Origin of the sequence: Sphingobium phenoxybenzoativorans, from assembly GCF_018286635.1 — a bacterium.
Classification (GTDB): domain Bacteria; phylum Pseudomonadota; class Alphaproteobacteria; order Sphingomonadales; family Sphingomonadaceae; genus Sphingobium; species Sphingobium phenoxybenzoativorans.
Map to the genome: position 1 here is coordinate 1,739,398 of NZ_CP073910.1, position 15,411 is coordinate 1,754,808.

Annotated in this window: 14 protein-coding genes; 12 read left to right on the forward strand and 2 right to left on the reverse strand. The window is 64.8% G+C overall.

Features of this window, described 5'->3' with window-relative positions; all coding sequences use genetic code 11:
• Positions 1–81: 81 nt before the first annotated feature.
• From KFK14_RS08410 to KFK14_RS08420, 3 genes are all read left to right on the forward strand, one after another.
• Positions 82–1,125, forward strand: a complete 1,044-nt coding sequence (locus KFK14_RS08410) for a 2-oxoacid:ferredoxin oxidoreductase subunit beta (protein ID WP_212610560.1) — start codon at positions 82–84, stop codon at positions 1,123–1,125.
• 148 nt (positions 1,126–1,273) lie between these two features.
• Positions 1,274–2,650 (forward strand): cryptochrome/photolyase family protein, encoded by a 1,377-nt coding sequence (locus KFK14_RS08415; RefSeq protein WP_212610561.1) that lies wholly within the window; start codon positions 1,274–1,276, stop codon positions 2,648–2,650.
• Positions 2,651–2,685: 35 nt separating this feature from the next.
• Positions 2,686–3,963, forward strand: coding sequence for an SAM-dependent methyltransferase (locus KFK14_RS08420; RefSeq protein WP_212610562.1), 1,278 nt, complete (start codon positions 2,686–2,688; stop codon positions 3,961–3,963).
• A gap of 198 nt (positions 3,964–4,161) precedes the next feature.
• Here KFK14_RS08420 and KFK14_RS08425 read toward each other — a convergent pair whose 3' ends face one another.
• The gene (locus KFK14_RS08425; RefSeq protein WP_212610563.1) at positions 4,162–4,881 is read right to left on the reverse strand and encodes an SDR family NAD(P)-dependent oxidoreductase; all 720 of its coding nucleotides are present in this window, start codon (positions 4,879–4,881) and stop codon (positions 4,162–4,164) included.
• Positions 4,882–5,005: 124 nt separating this feature from the next.
• The gene (gene purF / locus KFK14_RS08430) at positions 5,006–6,478 is read right to left on the reverse strand and encodes an amidophosphoribosyltransferase (protein ID WP_212610564.1); all 1,473 of its coding nucleotides are present in this window, start codon (positions 6,476–6,478) and stop codon (positions 5,006–5,008) included.
• A 187-nt stretch (positions 6,479–6,665) separates the two neighbouring features.
• On the opposite strand from purF, the gene ccmC reads away from it, so the two are divergent.
• From ccmC to KFK14_RS08470, 9 genes are all read left to right on the forward strand, one after another.
• Entirely contained in the window at positions 6,666–7,391 is a 726-nt protein-coding gene (gene ccmC / locus KFK14_RS08435) for a heme ABC transporter permease CcmC (RefSeq protein WP_212611093.1), read from the forward strand.
• A gap of 5 nt (positions 7,392–7,396) precedes the next feature.
• Positions 7,397–7,531 (forward strand): hypothetical protein, encoded by a 135-nt coding sequence (locus tag KFK14_RS24205; RefSeq protein WP_281417180.1) that lies wholly within the window; start codon positions 7,397–7,399, stop codon positions 7,529–7,531.
• Positions 7,532–7,537: 6 nt separating this feature from the next.
• Positions 7,538–7,996 carry a cytochrome c maturation protein CcmE gene (gene ccmE, locus KFK14_RS08440; RefSeq protein ID WP_070152312.1) on the forward strand — a complete coding sequence of 153 codons (459 nt, stop codon included), beginning with the start codon at positions 7,538–7,540 and terminating at the stop codon, positions 7,994–7,996.
• Positions 7,997–8,135: 139 nt separating this feature from the next.
• Positions 8,136–10,067, forward strand: a complete 1,932-nt coding sequence (locus tag KFK14_RS08445; RefSeq protein ID WP_212610565.1) for a heme lyase CcmF/NrfE family subunit — start codon at positions 8,136–8,138, stop codon at positions 10,065–10,067.
• A complete protein-coding gene (locus KFK14_RS08450; RefSeq protein WP_212610566.1) occupies positions 10,064–10,591 on the forward strand; it encodes a DsbE family thiol:disulfide interchange protein in 528 nt (175 codons plus the stop codon). Before KFK14_RS08445 ends, KFK14_RS08450 begins: the two co-directional genes overlap by 4 nt.
• Positions 10,592–10,692: 101 nt before the next feature.
• Positions 10,693–11,094 carry a cytochrome c-type biogenesis protein gene (locus KFK14_RS08455; RefSeq protein ID WP_212611094.1) on the forward strand — a complete coding sequence of 134 codons (402 nt, stop codon included), beginning with the start codon at positions 10,693–10,695 and terminating at the stop codon, positions 11,092–11,094.
• Positions 11,091–11,732 (forward strand): tetratricopeptide repeat protein, encoded by a 642-nt coding sequence (locus KFK14_RS08460; RefSeq protein WP_425516681.1) that lies wholly within the window; start codon positions 11,091–11,093, stop codon positions 11,730–11,732. Before KFK14_RS08455 ends, KFK14_RS08460 begins: the two co-directional genes overlap by 4 nt.
• A 168-nt stretch (positions 11,733–11,900) precedes the next feature.
• Entirely contained in the window at positions 11,901–13,847 is a 1,947-nt protein-coding gene (locus tag KFK14_RS08465; RefSeq protein WP_212610568.1) for a potassium transporter Kup, read from the forward strand.
• A gap of 107 nt (positions 13,848–13,954) precedes the next feature.
• A complete protein-coding gene (locus KFK14_RS08470; protein WP_212610569.1) occupies positions 13,955–15,397 on the forward strand; it encodes a S41 family peptidase in 1,443 nt (480 codons plus the stop codon).
• Positions 15,398–15,411 lie beyond the last annotated feature (14 nt).

Below are 15,411 nucleotides of genomic sequence, written 5' to 3' on the forward strand. Positions count from 1 at the left end.
CCCGTCACCCCAGCGAAGGCTGGGGTCTCGCGCCGCAGGAGATGCCAGCCTTTGCTGGCATGACGAATAAGGAAGAAGACGATGAACGACATGACCCCCGTGAAGCTGACGCCCAAGGACTGGGAGACGGATCAGGAGGTGCGCTGGTGCCCCGGTTGCGGCGACTACGCGATCCTGAAGGCGGTCCAGCGCACCTTGCCCGATATCGGCGCGACCCCGGAAAACACCGTATTCGTCAGCGGCATCGGCTGTTCCTCGCGTTTCCCTTATTATGTGGAAAGCTATGGCTTCCACACGATCCACGGCCGCGCGCCGGCGGTGGCGACGGGCGTCAAGCTCGCCAATCCGGCGCTGGATGTGTGGATCGTGACCGGCGACGGCGATGGCCTGTCGATCGGCGGCAACCACACGATGCACATCCTGCGCCGTAATCTCGATTGCCAGATCCTGCTGTTCAACAACGAGATTTACGGCCTCACCAAGGGCCAATATTCGCCGACCAGCCGCGAGGGCACGAAAAGCCCGTCGACGCCGTTTGGATCGGTCGACCACCCGGCCAAGCCCGCCGCCTTCGCGCTGGGTTCGGGCGCGCGCTTTGTCGGCCGGGGCTTCGACGTGTCGAAGAACCTGCCGGATGTGCTTAAAGCGGCCCATGCGCATAAGGGCGCGGCCTTTGTCGAGATTTTCCAGAACTGCATCGTCTATAACAAGGATGTGTTCGCCGACTTCACCGAGAAGAAGAATGCGGACGACGGTCAGCTCTGGCTGGAGCATGGCAAGCCGATGCTGTTCGGCAATATGAAACTGGGCGGCACCAAGGGCATAGCGCTCGACAAGGAGAAGCTGACGCTGAAGGTCGTCGAGGTCGTCGATGGCGACTGGGAAGCGGCGGGCGTGATCGTCCATGATGTCACCAACCGGTCGGTCGCGCATATGCTGGTCGAAATGCCGTTCGGCGCATTCCCGATGGCGCTGGGCGTGCTGTACGACGATCCGGTCCCGACCTTCGAGAGCGCAGTCGTTCAGCAGAACGAACTGGCCGCGAAGGGTAAGATGCCGGACCTGCAGAAGCTGGTTTCCCAAGGGCAGACCTGGACGGTCGGGAAAAGCGGGCCGGAATTGTAATTTTCACCTCTGTCGTCATTCCGGCGGAAGCCGGAACCCATGTTTCACTCTGGCTATCCTGTGCCGAAGGCGAGATGGGTCCCGGATCAAGTCCGGGATGACGAAGTTGGGTTGGAACTGATCGCCCAAAACGGGCATTACCCGAACCATGCCTCCTCCCACGATCCTCTGGTTTCGCCGCGACCTGCGCCTGTCCGATCAGGCTGCGCTGATCGCGGCGGCGGGCGAGGGGCCGGTGATCCCGGTCTATGTCCTGGACGATGAGACGCCCAAGCATCGCAAAATGGGCGGCGCCTCCCGCTGGTGGCTGAATCACAGCCTCGCCAGCCTGGACGCCAGCCTGCGGGCGAAGGGGTCCCGGCTGATCCTGCGCAGCGGCAACAGTGCGCAGGTCCTGACCGAATTGGCGAAGGAGACCGGGGCGGTCCGGGTCCATGCGCTGCATCATTATGAACCCTGGTGGCGCAATGCTGAACGCGCCGTGGCCGATGCCCTCGACCTTTGCCTGCATGACGGCAATTACCTGCTGCCACCCGGCACGCTGCGCACGGGGAGCGGCGGCCTCTACAAAATCTACACGCCCTTCTGGCGGGCGCTGTCCGAGCATATGCCGCCCGCGCCGCCGCAGCCCGCGCCGGCCCATATCGCCGCGCCGGGGAAATGGCCGGAATCGGATGACCTCAGCGGCTGGAACCTCCTTCCGTCGAAGCCGGACTGGGCAAAGGGTTTCTCCGCCGACTGGACGCCGGGGGAGGCCGCCGCGCGCGAGCGGGTAGCGGATTTTCTCGACGAAGCCGCCGACTATGACCATGCCCGCAACCTGCCGTCACGCGAGGGTACGTCGCGCCTGTCGCCGCACCTGCATTTCGGTGAAATATCACCCGCTTATGTCTGGAATCGGCTTGCAAAGGCGAAGGGGAACGCGACGGTGTTCCTGAAAGAAATTGCCTGGCGCGATTATGCCCAGAATATCATTTGCCAGTTCCCGGCCTATGGGCGGGAGAATGGCCGAGCGGCGTTCGACACCATGGCCTGGCGCGATCTGCGCGAGGCGCGGGGCGATTTCGCGGCATGGAAGGAGGGACGGACCGGCTATCCGATCGTCGATGCGGGCATGCGTCAGCTCTGGGCGACGGGCTGGATGCATAACCGCGTCCGCATGATCGCCGCCAGCTTCCTCATCAAGCATCTGCTGATCGACTGGCGGCATGGCGAACAATGGTTCTGGGACACGCTGGTCGATGCCGATTACGGCAATAACAGCGTCAACTGGCAATGGACGGCGGGCAGCGGCGTGGATGCGAACATGTTCGTGCGCATCATGGCGCCGCTCACCCAGTCGCCGAAATTCGAGGCGGCGGATTATATCCGCGAATGGGTCCCGGAGCTTGCCGGGCTGCCCGATGCGGCCATCCACGATCCCGAAACGGCGGGCCGCCGCCCGGACGGATATCCCGCCCCGATCATCGGTCATCGCGAGGCGCGGGAAAGAGCGCTTTTGGCCCATCGAAAGATGAAAGGCTGATTGTAGAATCCGCCCCTCTGGGGCACTATGCCGCCATGAATGCATTGCCCCCCAAACGCGGCCGCCATCTGGTGAAGGCCGGGAGCCGGTTTGCGACCGGGGGCGGCACTTTCGCGCATCTTTGGGCGGGCAGTTTCCACCGGATTCTCGACCGGATCGACGCCGGGCTGGAGCAGGGCATGCTGGAGGCGTGGCTGCCCGATGGCGGCTTCCGCATGCTGGGCGGCCGCGCGCCCGGACCGGCCTGCGAAGTGCGGTTGCGGAGCTGGCGGGCGCTCGTCCGGCTGGCGACGTCGGGGTCGGCGGGCTGGTATCGCGCCTGGTCGGTCGGCGAGTGGGGCAGTCCCGATCCGGTGGCGGTTTTCGAACTGTTCATGGCCAACGCCAAGAGCCTGGGCGGCGTCGCCCGCGCCAGCGGCCCGGCGCGCTGGGTAGGATGGGCTGTCCACGCCTTCCGCCGCAACAGCCGCAAGGGGTCCCGCCGGAACATCGCCTTCCACTATGATCTGGGCAATGATTTCTACCAGCTATGGCTGGATGAGAAGATGCATTATTCCAGCGCATTATATGTCGATCCTGAGGACCGGTCTGAACCATTGGAAGTGGCGCAGCAGCGCAAGGCCAACGCCGTTCTCGCGCGGTTGGACCTGAAGGATGGCGACTCCCTGTTGGAGATTGGCTGCGGCTGGGGCGCGCTGGCGGAGGTCGCGCTGTCGCGGATGAACCTGCGCTATGACGGCCTGACCCTGTCCGCCGAACAGCGCAATTATGCGCAGAAGCGCCTTGCGCCGCTGTCGCCGCGCGGGGATGCGCAGATACTCCTGACCGACTATCGCGACATTAGCGGCCAATATGACGCCATCGCCAGCGTGGAGATGGTGGAAGCTGTGGGGCAGGGCTATTGGCGCAGCTATCTGGCGGCCATACGTGGCCTGCTGAAGCCCGGCGGACGGGCGGCGCTGCAGTTCATCACCATCGATGATGCGATCTTCGACCGCTACGCCGCCAATACCGACTTCATTCAGGCCTATATATTTCCCGGCGGCCTGCTGATGTCGGAAAGCCGGTTCCGCAAGCTGGCTGCGGCGGAGGGGCTGCAATGGACCGATCCCCATCATTTCGGCCTGCATTATGCGGAGACCCTGCGCCGCTGGCGCGAGCGGTTCGACGAAGTGGTGCTCGCGGGCAAACTTCCCGCCAGTTTTGACGAATCCTTCGTAAAGCTCTGGCGCTATTATCTGATGTATTGCGAGGGCGGCTTCCGGGGCGGCGGCATCAATGTGATGCAGGTGACGCTGGTGAAGGGGGTTTGATGGCCTGATCCGAGGCTCATTCGCTTTCTTGAGAGCTTGCCCCGTTCCGTTCGCCCTGAGCTTGTCGAAGGGCTGTACTTCACTTCAAGAAAGGACGGGGCCCTTCGGCTGACTGCTTGCAGCAGTCGCTCAGGAGAGCCTTCGACAAGCTCAGCCCGAACGGCGGGGAGGGTAATTGTCGATAGGCAAACCTTGATCTTATCCCTCGATCCGCGCGCCGCTATAGCCGGTCGGCGTGTCCGCCACGATCAGGTCGAGGATCGCCTGGGCAACCACCTCCGGGCCTTTCAGCGTCGCGGGGTCCTCGCCCGGAAACGCCTTCGCGCGCATGGCCGTGCGGGTCGCGCCGGGGTTCACGATATGGGTGCGGATATTGGAGATATTCTTCATCTCCTCACCATAGCATTGCACCAAAATCTCCAGCGCCGCCTTCGATGCGCCATAGGCGGCCCAGTAGGCGCGGGGCGTCTGTCCGACCGTGGAGGTGAGCGCCACAATCCGGGCGTCCTGGCTTGACCGCAGCATAGGATCGAAAGCCGCAATCAGCGCCTGTTGCGCGGTCACGTTGAGGGTCATCAGGCGGGCGAATTCCTTGGCGTCGATCGCCGGCACCGACGACAGCGTGCCGAGCATCGCGGCGTTCAGCACCAGATAGTCGAGCGCCTGCCACCGGCCCGCCACCGCGCCGGCCAGCCGTCCGATGCTTTCGCCATCGGTCAGGTCGAGCGGCGCGATCGTCGCACTGCCGCCCGCCTGGTGAATCTGTTCCTCAATCTCCTCCAGCGCGCCGCTGGTCCGCGCCGTCAGCACGACATGCGCGCCCGCCTTGCCAAGCGCGAGGGCGGTGGCGGCGCCGATGCCGCGGCTGGCGCCGGTTACGAGCGCGAGTTTGCCGGAGAGGGGGAGGCTGTCAGACATTCTTTTTCCGTTCGCCCTGCTGACACGAGGCGCGTGACTCGCGTCAGTGTCGAAGGGCTGCATTTCAAGAGGGGTAAGGACAGGACTTCGACAAGCTCAGCCCGAACGGGAGTGGGCGCTTACGCTATACCACCCGCTCGGCCAGAAGCTCGAACTGATTCGGCACCGCCGCCTCATCCTGATCGGTCAGGGTGGTGGGATAGTCGCCGGTGAAGCAGGCGTCGCAATATTGCGGACGGATGTCGGCGCGCTTCGCCTCGCCCAGCGCCTTATACAAGCCATCGATCGAGATGAAGGACAGGCTGTCGGCGTGGATGAAGTCCTGCATGCCGCCCACGTCCAGCTTATGCGCCAGCAGCTTGGTGCGTTCGGGCGTGTCGACGCCGTAGAAGCAGCTATGCTTGGTCGGCGGGCTGGCGATCCGCATATGGACCTCCGACGCGCCCGCCTCGCGCATCATCTGCACGATCTTGAGGCTGGTGGTGCCGCGCACGATGCTGTCGTCGATCAGCACGATCCGCTTGCCCTCAATGAGCGCGCGGTTGGCGTTATGCTTCAGCTTCACGCCCAGATGGCGGACCTTGTCGCTCGGCTGGATGAAGGTGCGGCCGACATAGTGCGACCGGATGATGCCCAGTTCGAACGGAATGCCCGATTGCTGGGCATAGCCGATGGCGGCGGGGACGCCGCTGTCGGGCACGGGGATCACATAATCGGCATCGACCGGATTTTCGATGGCGAGCTGCGCGCCGATCGCCTTGCGGGCGGAATAGACGCTGGTGCCCTCAATGATCGAATCGGGGCGGGAGAAATAGACCTGCTCGAAGATGCAGGGGCGGGCGTGGGTTTCGCCGAACGGCCGGTGGCTGCGCATCTCGCCGCCATTGGTGACGATCACCAGTTCGCCCGGTTCGATGGAGCGCACATAGTCCGCGCCGACCACGTCCAGCGCCACGGTTTCGGACGCGAAGATCATCGAATCGCCCAGCTTGCCCATCACCAGCGGACGAATGCCCAGCGGATCGCGGCAGGCGATCATGCCTTCCGGCGTCATGCAGATCAGGGAGTAGGCGCCCTCCACCTGCTTCAGCGCGTCGATGAACTTGTCGAGCAAGGTCCGGTAATTGGACGTCGCGACCAGATGGATGATGACTTCCGTGTCCGAAGTCGACTGAAAGATCGATCCGCGGCGCACCAGTTCCCGGCGCAGCTTCATCGCATTGGAGATATTGCCGTTATGCGCGACGGCGAATCCGCCCGAAGCAAGATCGGCATAGAGCGGCTGGACATTACGCAGCGAGGTTTCGCCGGTCGTCGAATAGCGGACATGGCCGCAGGCCGATTCGCCGGGCAAGGCGCGAATCACATCGTCCCGGTCGAAATTGCCCGCCACATGACCCATCGCCCGGTGGGTGTGGAAATCATGGCCGTCCCAACTGGTGATTCCCGCCGCTTCCTGGCCGCGATGCTGGAGCGCGTGAAGCCCCAGCGCGACGACCGCCGAAGCGGTCTCGACGTTGGAAATCCCGAAAATCCCGCATTCTTCACGCAACTTGTCCCCATCATCAGAGGACATGAACGGATGAGTTGTGAGCATGTGTCGAAAGGTCCGCTGCCAATCTGTGGGGCCGCAGGGGCCGCCGATGGCTGCGCATATAGGCGTGTCGTTCCGATTTGTCGCCCTCTTGTCACAAAAAAGCGGCAGGCGGCGTTTCCGGCCTTTGACGCCATCATCATAAAGCATGACTGGCCTTGGGTTTCCGGCCCGGCTAAAGACGCCATCAATGCATGCTTTCGCCAATCCCGCGCGGTTTCTGTCCATCGCCCGTCCGTTGACGCCCTGGCTGTTCTGGCCGGGCCTGGCGCTGCTGGTCGCGGGATGCCTGAGCGGGCTGTTCCTGACCCCGGCCGATTATCTGCAGGGGGAAACCGTCCGTATCCTCTACATCCATGTTCCCGCCGCCTGGCTGGGGATGAGCGGGTGGACGGGCATAGCGGTGGCCGGACTGGTTCAGCTTGTCTGGCGGCATCCGCTGGCGGCGATTGCGGGCCGGGCCATCGCCGCGCCGGGCGCGCTGTTCACGGCGATCTGCCTGATCACCGGATCCATCTGGGGCAGGCCGACATGGGGAACCTGGTGGGAATGGGACGGGCGGATGACCTCCATGCTCGTGCTTTTCTTCCTCTATCTGGGCTATATGGCGCTCGCGAACGCCAGCGCCGCTTCGGGTGAGCAGGGCGGGGTCAGCCGGGTGACGGCGATCTTCGGGCTGGTCGGCGCCATCAACATTCCGATCATCAACCGATCCGTCGTGTGGTGGAACAGCCTGCATCAGGGGCCGAGCATCACCCTGGGCGGATCCAGCATCGCGTCGTCGATGCTCTGGCCGCTGGGGCTTACCGTGCTGGGTTTCAGCCTGCTGTTCGGGGCGATCGTGCTGATGCGGATGCGGACGATCCTTGCCGAGACGCGGATAGAGGCGCGGCTGCGCCGGATGGCGCGGGACTGACGGACATGAACCCCTGGCCCTTCGTCGTCGCCGCCTATGCGCTGACCCTGCTGGGGACGGCGGCGCTGTGCATTGGAAGCTGGCGCGCCATGCGGTCGGCCGAACGCCGCGCCGGCGAGATGAAGCGCGACCGGGGCTGACCTTTCATGAAAGCGAAGCATCAACGCCTGATCCTTGCGCTGGTGGCGCTTGCCGCGCTGATCGGCGCGGCCCTGCTGGCGGCGTCCGCGCTGAAGGATGAGGCCGCCTATTTCTACACGCCCAGCGACGCCAAGACCAAGGGCGTCGAGCCGGGCAAGGCGATCCGTCTGGGCGGCATGGTGGTGAAGGGCAGCCTGCATCGCGCCGCGGATGGCGTGACGGTGCGGTTCGACGTGACGGACAATAAGGCGACGGTGCCCGCCACCTTCACCGGCATCGCCCCGGACCTGTTCCGGGAGGGATCGGGCGTTGTGGCGGAGGGCGCATTCGATCGCAGCGGCACCTTCGTCGCCACCAACCTGCTCGCCAAACATGATGAGCGGTACATGCCCAGGGAGCTTGAGGGCATGACGTATAATGAGACCACGCATGAGATGGGGCCTGAGATGGGGAAGGAGAAGTGAGGGTTTCCGGCGCTTTATCTTTTTCTCCCTCGTCATCCCCGCGAAGGCGGGGATCCCGCTTGTTCTTCGGGACGAAAGTAAAGGGCAGCGGGATCCCCGCCTTCGCGGGGATGACGCATGATGGTGCGGTGATCTTCGCATGATCGCCGAGGCTGGCCTTGCCGCGCTGTGGCTTGCCGCCGCGCTTGCCTTTCTGCAGCTTGCCCTGGCCTGGTTCGGGCTGGTGGGCGGCAAGGATGATCTGTTGTCCGCGATGCGCCCGGTCGCGGTGGCGCAGGGGGTGCTGACCGCCGCCGCCTTCCTGCTGCTCATCACCCTGTTCGTGCAGTCGGACATGTCGGTCGCGCTGGTCGCCGCGAACAGCCATTCGATGAAGCCCTGGCTCTACAAGGTCGCGGGCACATGGGGCAATCATGAAGGGTCGATGCTCCTGTGGGTCACGGTCATGGGCGTCGCGGGCGCCGCCGTCGCCTTGTTCGAGCGGGCGTTGCGGCGGGACACGCATATGGCGACGCTGGGCGCGCAGGCGGCGATCAGCCTGGGTTTCTACGCGTTCCTGCTGTTCGCCTCCAATCCGTTCGCCCGGCTCGATCCCGCGCCGCCGGATGGGCAGGGGCTGAACCCGCTGCTGCAGGACCCCGGCCTCGCCTTCCATCCGCCCACGCTTTACATTGGCTATGTCGGCCTGTCGGTCGCCTTTTCCTTCGCGGTCGGGGCGCTTTTGACCCGGCGGGTGGACGCGGCCTTCGCCAAGGCGATGCGGCCCTGGGTGCTGGCGGCGTGGATCATGCTGACGCTGGGCATTACGGCGGGCAGCTACTGGGCCTATTATGAGCTGGGCTGGGGCGGCTGGTGGTTCTGGGACCCGGTGGAGAATGCCTCGCTGATGCCCTGGCTGGCGGCGACGGCGCTGCTGCACAGCGCCACGGTGCTGGCGACGCGCGATGCGCTCCGCGCCTGGACGATCATGCTGGCGGTAGTGGCTTTCTCCATGTCGATGGTCGGCACCTTTCTGGTCCGGTCGGGCATATTGACCAGCGTCCATGCCTTCGCCGTCGATCCGCAGCGCGGCACCTTCATCCTTGGCCTGCTCGCCCTCTATATCGGCGGCGCGCTCGCCCTGTTCGGTTTCCGCATCGGCACGGTGCGGGAGGGCGCGCAGTTCGAACTGGTGAGCCGCGAGACGATGCTGGTCGTCAACAACCTGCTGCTGACGGTGATCCTGGGGCTGGTCCTGATCGGCACGCTCTATCCGCTGATGACCGAAGCGTTCGGGCATAAGGTGTCGGTCGGGCCGCCCTATTTCGACCGGATCGTCGGGCCGATCACGCTGGTCCTTGTCATCGCCATGGCCGCGGGGCCGCTAACCCGCTGGCGCAAGGACAGGGCGAAGGCGGTCGGCGGGCGGATGCTGGCTCCCGCCATTATCCTGCTGGCGGCGGCGATCGCCGTTTCGGCGCTGGCATGGGGACGGATCGGCGTCTTGCCCTTCCTTGGCCTCGTCATCGCGGCCGCCGTGGCGGTCGGCAGCGTCGCGCCATTGTGGAAACGCAACCTGCGCCGCACGCCGCTGTTCACCTGGGGCATGGTGATCGCCCATCTCGGCTGCGCGGTCAGCCTGGCGGGCATGGCGTCGGATTCAGCCTTCACGGTGGAGAAGCTGGTGGCGGCGAAGCCGGGCGAAACGATCAGCACCGCCGGGTGGACGCTGCGTTTCGACCGGATCGTGCCGGTCGCGGGCGACAATTGGACCGCGTTGCAGGGCGACATGACGGTATGGCGCGGCAATGGCGCCCCCATCGCCATCCACCCGCAGTCGCGCTTCTTCACCAATCCCCCAACCACCACGACGGAGGCTGCGCTGCTGACGCGCTGGAACGGCCAGCTTTATGTCGTGCTGGGACAGGAGGCGGAGCGGGGCCGCTGGCAGTTGCGGATATGGTGGAAGCCGTTCGTGACGCTGATCTGGCTGGGCGGCATCATGATCGCGCTGGGCGGCGCGCTTGCCCTGCTGGGACGCGAAAGGCGTGGGTGGATGATGAAGATACGCAAACGGAGCGCCTGGGCATGAAACGCGCGCTCATCTGGCTCCCGCTGCTCCTGTTCCTCGCCTTTTTCGGGCTGTTCGCGAGTGGACTGCTGAAGCCTGACAATCGCATCATCGCCTCCCGCCTCGTCGGCCAGCCGCTTCCCGCCTTCTCCCTGCCCGCAGCGGCGAGCGATCGCTCGGCATTGGCAAGCACGCAGTTCGCAACCGGCAAGCCGCGCCTCCTCAACATCTTCGCGAGCTGGTGCATTCCCTGCGCGGCGGAAGCGCCGCAACTCATGGCGCTGAAGCAGGCGGGCGTGGAGATCGACGCCATCGCCATCCGCGACGCGCGGCCGGATGTGGACCGGTTCCTCGCGCGGTACGGCAATCCCTATACCCGCATCGGCCTCGACGCGCGCAGCGCCGTGCAGATGGCGCTCGGCTCCTCCGGCGTGCCGGAAACCTTTGTGATCGATGGCAAGGGCAAGATACTGCATCAGCATGTCGGCGACATTCGCGAGGACGATGTGGCGGGCATCCTGAAGATCGTGAGGGACGCGCAGTGATCAGCCAGTCCCTCTGTCATCCCGGCGAAGGACGGGATTCCGTTTCTTTTATACGGTGTAGAAGAAAGCGGGATTCCCGCCTTCGCGGGAATGACGTGTGGGTGGGGGTCGGCGCACTACTCCTTTGCTTCTCCGCCCCGCTTGCCGCGCAAACCGCGCTGCCGCCCGCGCCCTATGCCGACCGCCAGCTTGACGATCCGGCGCTGGAGGCGAAGGCGCGCGACCTGATGGTGACGATCCGCTGCCTCACCTGCCAGAGCCAGTCGATCGCGGACAGCAACGCCAGCATGGCCGGCGACATGCGTTCGGAAATCCGCCAGCGCATTGCGGCGGGGGAGCGGCCCGAACATATCCGCGCCTGGTTGATCGAACGCTATGGCGACTGGGTGAGCTATGCGCCGACCGCAGCGCCGATCCTCTGGCCGCTCTGGACCGCGCCGCTGGTGCTGCTGGCGCTTGGCGGCCTGCTGGTGCGCAGCCGCATCCGGCGCAGGAAGCGCTGATGGGCTGGGCTATCGTCCTTGGGCTGCTCGGCGTCTCGCTTGCCGGGATCATCGGCATCGGCCGCCTGCCGCGCGCGACATGGGAGCTGGTGGCGGCTGCGCTCATCCTCGGCCTGGCGGGCTATGCCTGGCAGGGCCGTCCCAAACTGGCGGGAAGCCCGCGATCCGTGCAGGCGAAGGCGGCGAACTTCGACGAAAAGCTGGTGGAGCGCCGCCGGTCGATGGAGGATCGTTTCGGCGATGCGGCGCAGTGGCTGATCCTGTCCGACGGTCTCGCGCGGCAGGGCAAGACGCGGGAGGCGGCCAATGTCCTGGTTTCCGGCCTGCGCCAAAGCCCCAACGACCCCAATCTTTGGGCGGCGCTCGGCAATGCGCTCGTGGCGCATGGCAATGGCGTGCTCTCTCCATCCGCCGATTTCGCCTATCGCCGGGCCATGACCCTGGACCCCGCCAAGCCCGCAGCGCCCTATTTCTACGGGATTGCGCTGATCCGTTCGGGCCAGATGGCGGAGGCCCGCCCGGTCTGGGCGGCGCTGGCGGCCCAATTGCCCATTGGAAGCGGACTGCGGACGGAGCTGGAGGAAAAGCTGATCGTCATGGACCGCCTGCTCGCCGCGCAGCAGCAGGGCGGGCAGTAGCCTCCGCCAAAAAGGCTCCCGAAACCGGACAGTCTTTAATGCGTTGTTCAGCTTTATTGCACCGCACTATTAGCCATGATAGGGCGCACCGGTTGCATGTCCGCCGGTAGGTCCGGTCGCGGCGTGAAGGCAGGTAAAGCACCAGCATGACAGCATTTCTGTCCGCATATGACCGACTCGGATAAGGCCGCCCCGGCGGCGGAGTCGGGCGATGGCGACCATGAGCATGCCCATGGCCATGCGCATGGCCATACTCAGGGCAAGGCGACGTTGAAGCTGGCGGTCGGTGCGATCGGCATCGTCTTTGGCGATATCGGCACCAGCCCGCTCTACGCCTTTCGCGAGACATTTGCGGGCCATCACAAACTGACGCTCGATCCCGACCATATCCTTGGCGTCATCAGCCTGATGTTCTGGTCGATGATGCTGGTGGTCACGCTGAAATATGTCACCATCATCATGCGCGCGGACAATAAGGGGGAGGGCGGCAGCCTGGCCCTGCTGGCGCTGATCAGCGGCCAGACGCGCACGAAACGCTGGTCATCGGGCATCATCCTGCTCGGCGTGTTCGCGACGGCGCTGTTCTACGGCGACTCCATGATCACGCCGGCGGTGTCGGTGCTTTCCGCTGTCGAAGGTCTGGCGGTCTACAATCCTGCGCTGGAGCCGATGATCCTTCCGGCCGCCGTACTGATCCTTTTCGGCCTGTTCTGGATTCAGAGCGCGGGGACTAACCGGGTCGCGACGATGTTCGGCCCGATCATGCTGCTCTATTTCTGCACCATCGCCGCGCTGGGCCTGATCAGCGTATGGCATACGCCGGGCATCCTGCAGGCGTTCAATCCCTATTGGGCACTGATGTTCTTCGTTACTGACCCGCTGCCCGCTTTCCTGGCGCTTGGTTCCGTGGTGCTGGCGGTGACGGGGGCGGAGGCGCTTTATGCCGATATGGGGCATTTCGGCCGTAATCCGATCCGCGTGTCATGGCTGTTCTTCGTGCTGCCCGCATTGATGTGCAACTATCTGGGGCAGGGCGCGCTGCTGTTCCGCGAGGGCATGTCTGCCCTCCACAGCCCATTCTACAACCTTGCCCCACAGGCGCTTCAGCTTCCCCTGATCGGCCTTGCCACGCTGGCCGCCATCATTGCGTCGCAGGCCGTCATATCCGGCGCTTTCTCCGTCACGCAGCAGGCGATCCAGCTCGGCTTCATGCCGCGCCTGCGGATTTCCCATACCAGCGCATCGACCGCAGGCCAGATCTACATCCCCCTGATCAACTGGGGGCTGATGGTGATGGTCATCCTGCTGGTGCTGAGCTTCCGCACCTCGTCCAACCTGACGGCGGCCTATGGCATTGCCGTTACCGGCGCGATGTTCATCGACAATGTCCTGCTGACGGTGCTGATCTTCAAGCTGTGGAGATGGCACTGGGCCGGCGCTGTGGCGCTGCTCAGCGTGTTCTACATCGTCGATGGCCTGTATCTGGCGGCGAACCTGACCAAGATACCGGATGGCGGCTGGTTCCCGCTGTTCATCGGCTTCATCGTCTTTACGTTGCTCACCACCTGGTCGCGCGGGCGCAAGCTGATGATCGAGCGGATGCGCGAGTCCGCCATGCCGATCCCCGTGTTCGTCGCCTCCGCCGCGAACAGCGCCGTGCGTGTCCCCGGTACGGCGGTGTTCATGACGTCGACGCCGGACGGCGTGCCGCATGCGCTGCTCCACAACCTCAAGCATAACAAGGTGCTGCACGAGCGGGTCATCCTGCTGACCGTGAAGATCATGGACGTGCCGGTGGTGGAGAATGACGGACGCTGCAAGCTGGAGGATCTGGGCCGGGGCTTCTTCCGCCTCGTCCTCTATTATGGCTTCATGCAGGAGCCGGACGTGCCCGCCGCGCTCAAGACCGTCACCGGCTGCGGCCAGACGTTCAAGATGATGGAGACCAGCTTCTTCCTGGCGCGGCAGACCCTGCTGCCCTCGGCCCGGCCCGGCATGCCCGTGTGGCGCGAAAAGCTGTTCGCCTGGATGCTGCGCAACGCGGAAAGCGCCATGGAATTCTTCCGCCTGCCCACCAACCGGGTGGTCGAGCTGGGTAGCCAGGTCGAGATATAGCGGCGCGCCATTTTACATCGGTTTTGGGCCATTTTGGCGGCATTTCCCGATGCAAATTCTTCACGCTTCTCCTCTAGCGTTCCGGCGTACATTTCGGGGAACGGGTAATGAAGAAACATTCGCGGCTATTGTCGGCAACAACCGGACTGGCCTTGCTGCTTTCCGCGTGCGGAGGCGATTCGCCTGGCGGCAGCATCGTGGGCGGACCAACGCCCACGCCATCGCCCACCCCCACGCCCACCCCGTCATCGGCCTGTTCGGTGCGCGAACGGCAGAACTGGGCCGCCGCGCAACTGCGCGAATGGTATCTGTTTCCCGAAACATTGCCCGCCAGCCTGGACCCGTCGCCCTATGCGACGGTGGACGATTATATCGATGCCCTGACCGCCACTGCGCGCGGGCAGGGCAGGGACCGCTATTTCACCTATCTAACCTCGATCGCCGAGGAAAACGCCTATTATAGTTCCGGCTCCAGCGCTGGACTTGGCCTGCGCCTGGCGACGGATTCCACCCAGCGGCGCATTTTCGTGACGGAGGCGTTCGAGGGCGGACCCGGCCTGACGGCAGGGATCGATCGCGGCGCGGAAATCATCGGGATCGGGACGACTTCGTCCAATATCCGTTCCGTCAGCGCCATCACCGCGAGCGAAGGGCTGGACGGCGTATCAAATGCGCTTGGCCCCGATACCGTTGGCACCACGCGCATCCTGCGCGTCTACGATGCGGCCGGCACGCGCGATGTCAGCGTCACGAAGCGGGAGTTTGACATCACGCCGGTCTCAAGCCGCTATGGCGCGCAAATATTGAACGATAGCGGCCGCCGCGTCGGTTACGTCAATCTGCGCACCTTCATCACGACCGCCGGACCCGCCCTGCGCGATGCGTTTGCGCAGTTCCGGGCCCAGGGCGTGACGGAGGTGATCGTCGACCTGCGCTATAATGGCGGCGGGCTGGTTTCCATTGCGGAGCTGTTCGGCGACCTGCTTGGCGGCGGACGGTCCTCGTCCGACATATTGACGCGCACGACCTTCCGTCCCGAAAAGGCGGCGCAGAACGAAACCCGCTATTTCGAGGTTCAGCCGCAATCCATCGCGCCGACGCGCATCGCCTTCATCGGCACGCGCGGCACCGCCTCCGCCAGCGAGCTGGTGATCAACAGCTTCATCCCCTATCTGAATGCGCGCGCCGGGCTGATCGGCACCAATACCTATGGCAAGCCGGTGGGGCAGGTGGCGCTTGACCGGTCAGCCTGTGACGACCGTTTGCGGGTGGTCGCGTTCGCCACGCAGAACAGCGCGGGCAACGCCAACTATTTCACCGGCCTCGCCAGCTCGGTCGGGTCGAGCTGCCAGGCGCCGGACGATATCGGCTATCAACTTGGAGACCCGCGGGAGGCGTCAACGCGCCAGGCGCTGGATTTCCTTGCCGGGGCCACCTGCACGCCGATCTCCGGCACAGTCTCAAGCCAGTCGGTCAATCAGCAGCGCAGGGAGCTTCTGACGCCAGCCCGGCCGGGCACGGCCCAGCGCGAGGTGCCGGGCCTGTTCTAAGGGCCGAATTTAAG

Excerpts from the sequence above, each read along its gene's own strand:
- KFK14_RS08410 (WP_212610560.1), top strand. The coding sequence starts at position 82 with ATGAACGACATGACCCCCGTGAAGCTGACGCCCAAGGACTGGGAGACG.
- KFK14_RS08415 (WP_212610561.1), top strand. The coding sequence starts at position 1,274 with ATGCCTCCTCCCACGATCCTCTGGTTTCGCCGCGACCTGCGCCTGTCC.
- KFK14_RS08420 (WP_212610562.1), top strand. The coding sequence starts at position 2,686 with ATGAATGCATTGCCCCCCAAACGCGGCCGCCATCTGGTGAAGGCCGGG.
- KFK14_RS08425 (WP_212610563.1), bottom strand. The coding sequence starts at position 4,881 with ATGTCTGACAGCCTCCCCCTCTCCGGCAAACTCGCGCTCGTAACCGGC.
- purF (WP_212610564.1), bottom strand. The coding sequence starts at position 6,478 with ATGCTCACAACTCATCCGTTCATGTCCTCTGATGATGGGGACAAGTTG.
- ccmC (WP_212611093.1), top strand. The coding sequence starts at position 6,666 with ATGCATGCTTTCGCCAATCCCGCGCGGTTTCTGTCCATCGCCCGTCCG.
- KFK14_RS24205 (WP_281417180.1), top strand. The coding sequence starts at position 7,397 with ATGAACCCCTGGCCCTTCGTCGTCGCCGCCTATGCGCTGACCCTGCTG.
- ccmE (WP_070152312.1), top strand. The coding sequence starts at position 7,538 with ATGAAAGCGAAGCATCAACGCCTGATCCTTGCGCTGGTGGCGCTTGCC.
- KFK14_RS08445 (WP_212610565.1), top strand. The coding sequence starts at position 8,136 with ATGATCGCCGAGGCTGGCCTTGCCGCGCTGTGGCTTGCCGCCGCGCTT.
- KFK14_RS08450 (WP_212610566.1), top strand. The coding sequence starts at position 10,064 with ATGAAACGCGCGCTCATCTGGCTCCCGCTGCTCCTGTTCCTCGCCTTT.
- KFK14_RS08465 (WP_212610568.1), top strand. The coding sequence starts at position 11,901 with ATGACCGACTCGGATAAGGCCGCCCCGGCGGCGGAGTCGGGCGATGGC.
- KFK14_RS08470 (WP_212610569.1), top strand. The coding sequence starts at position 13,955 with ATGAAGAAACATTCGCGGCTATTGTCGGCAACAACCGGACTGGCCTTG.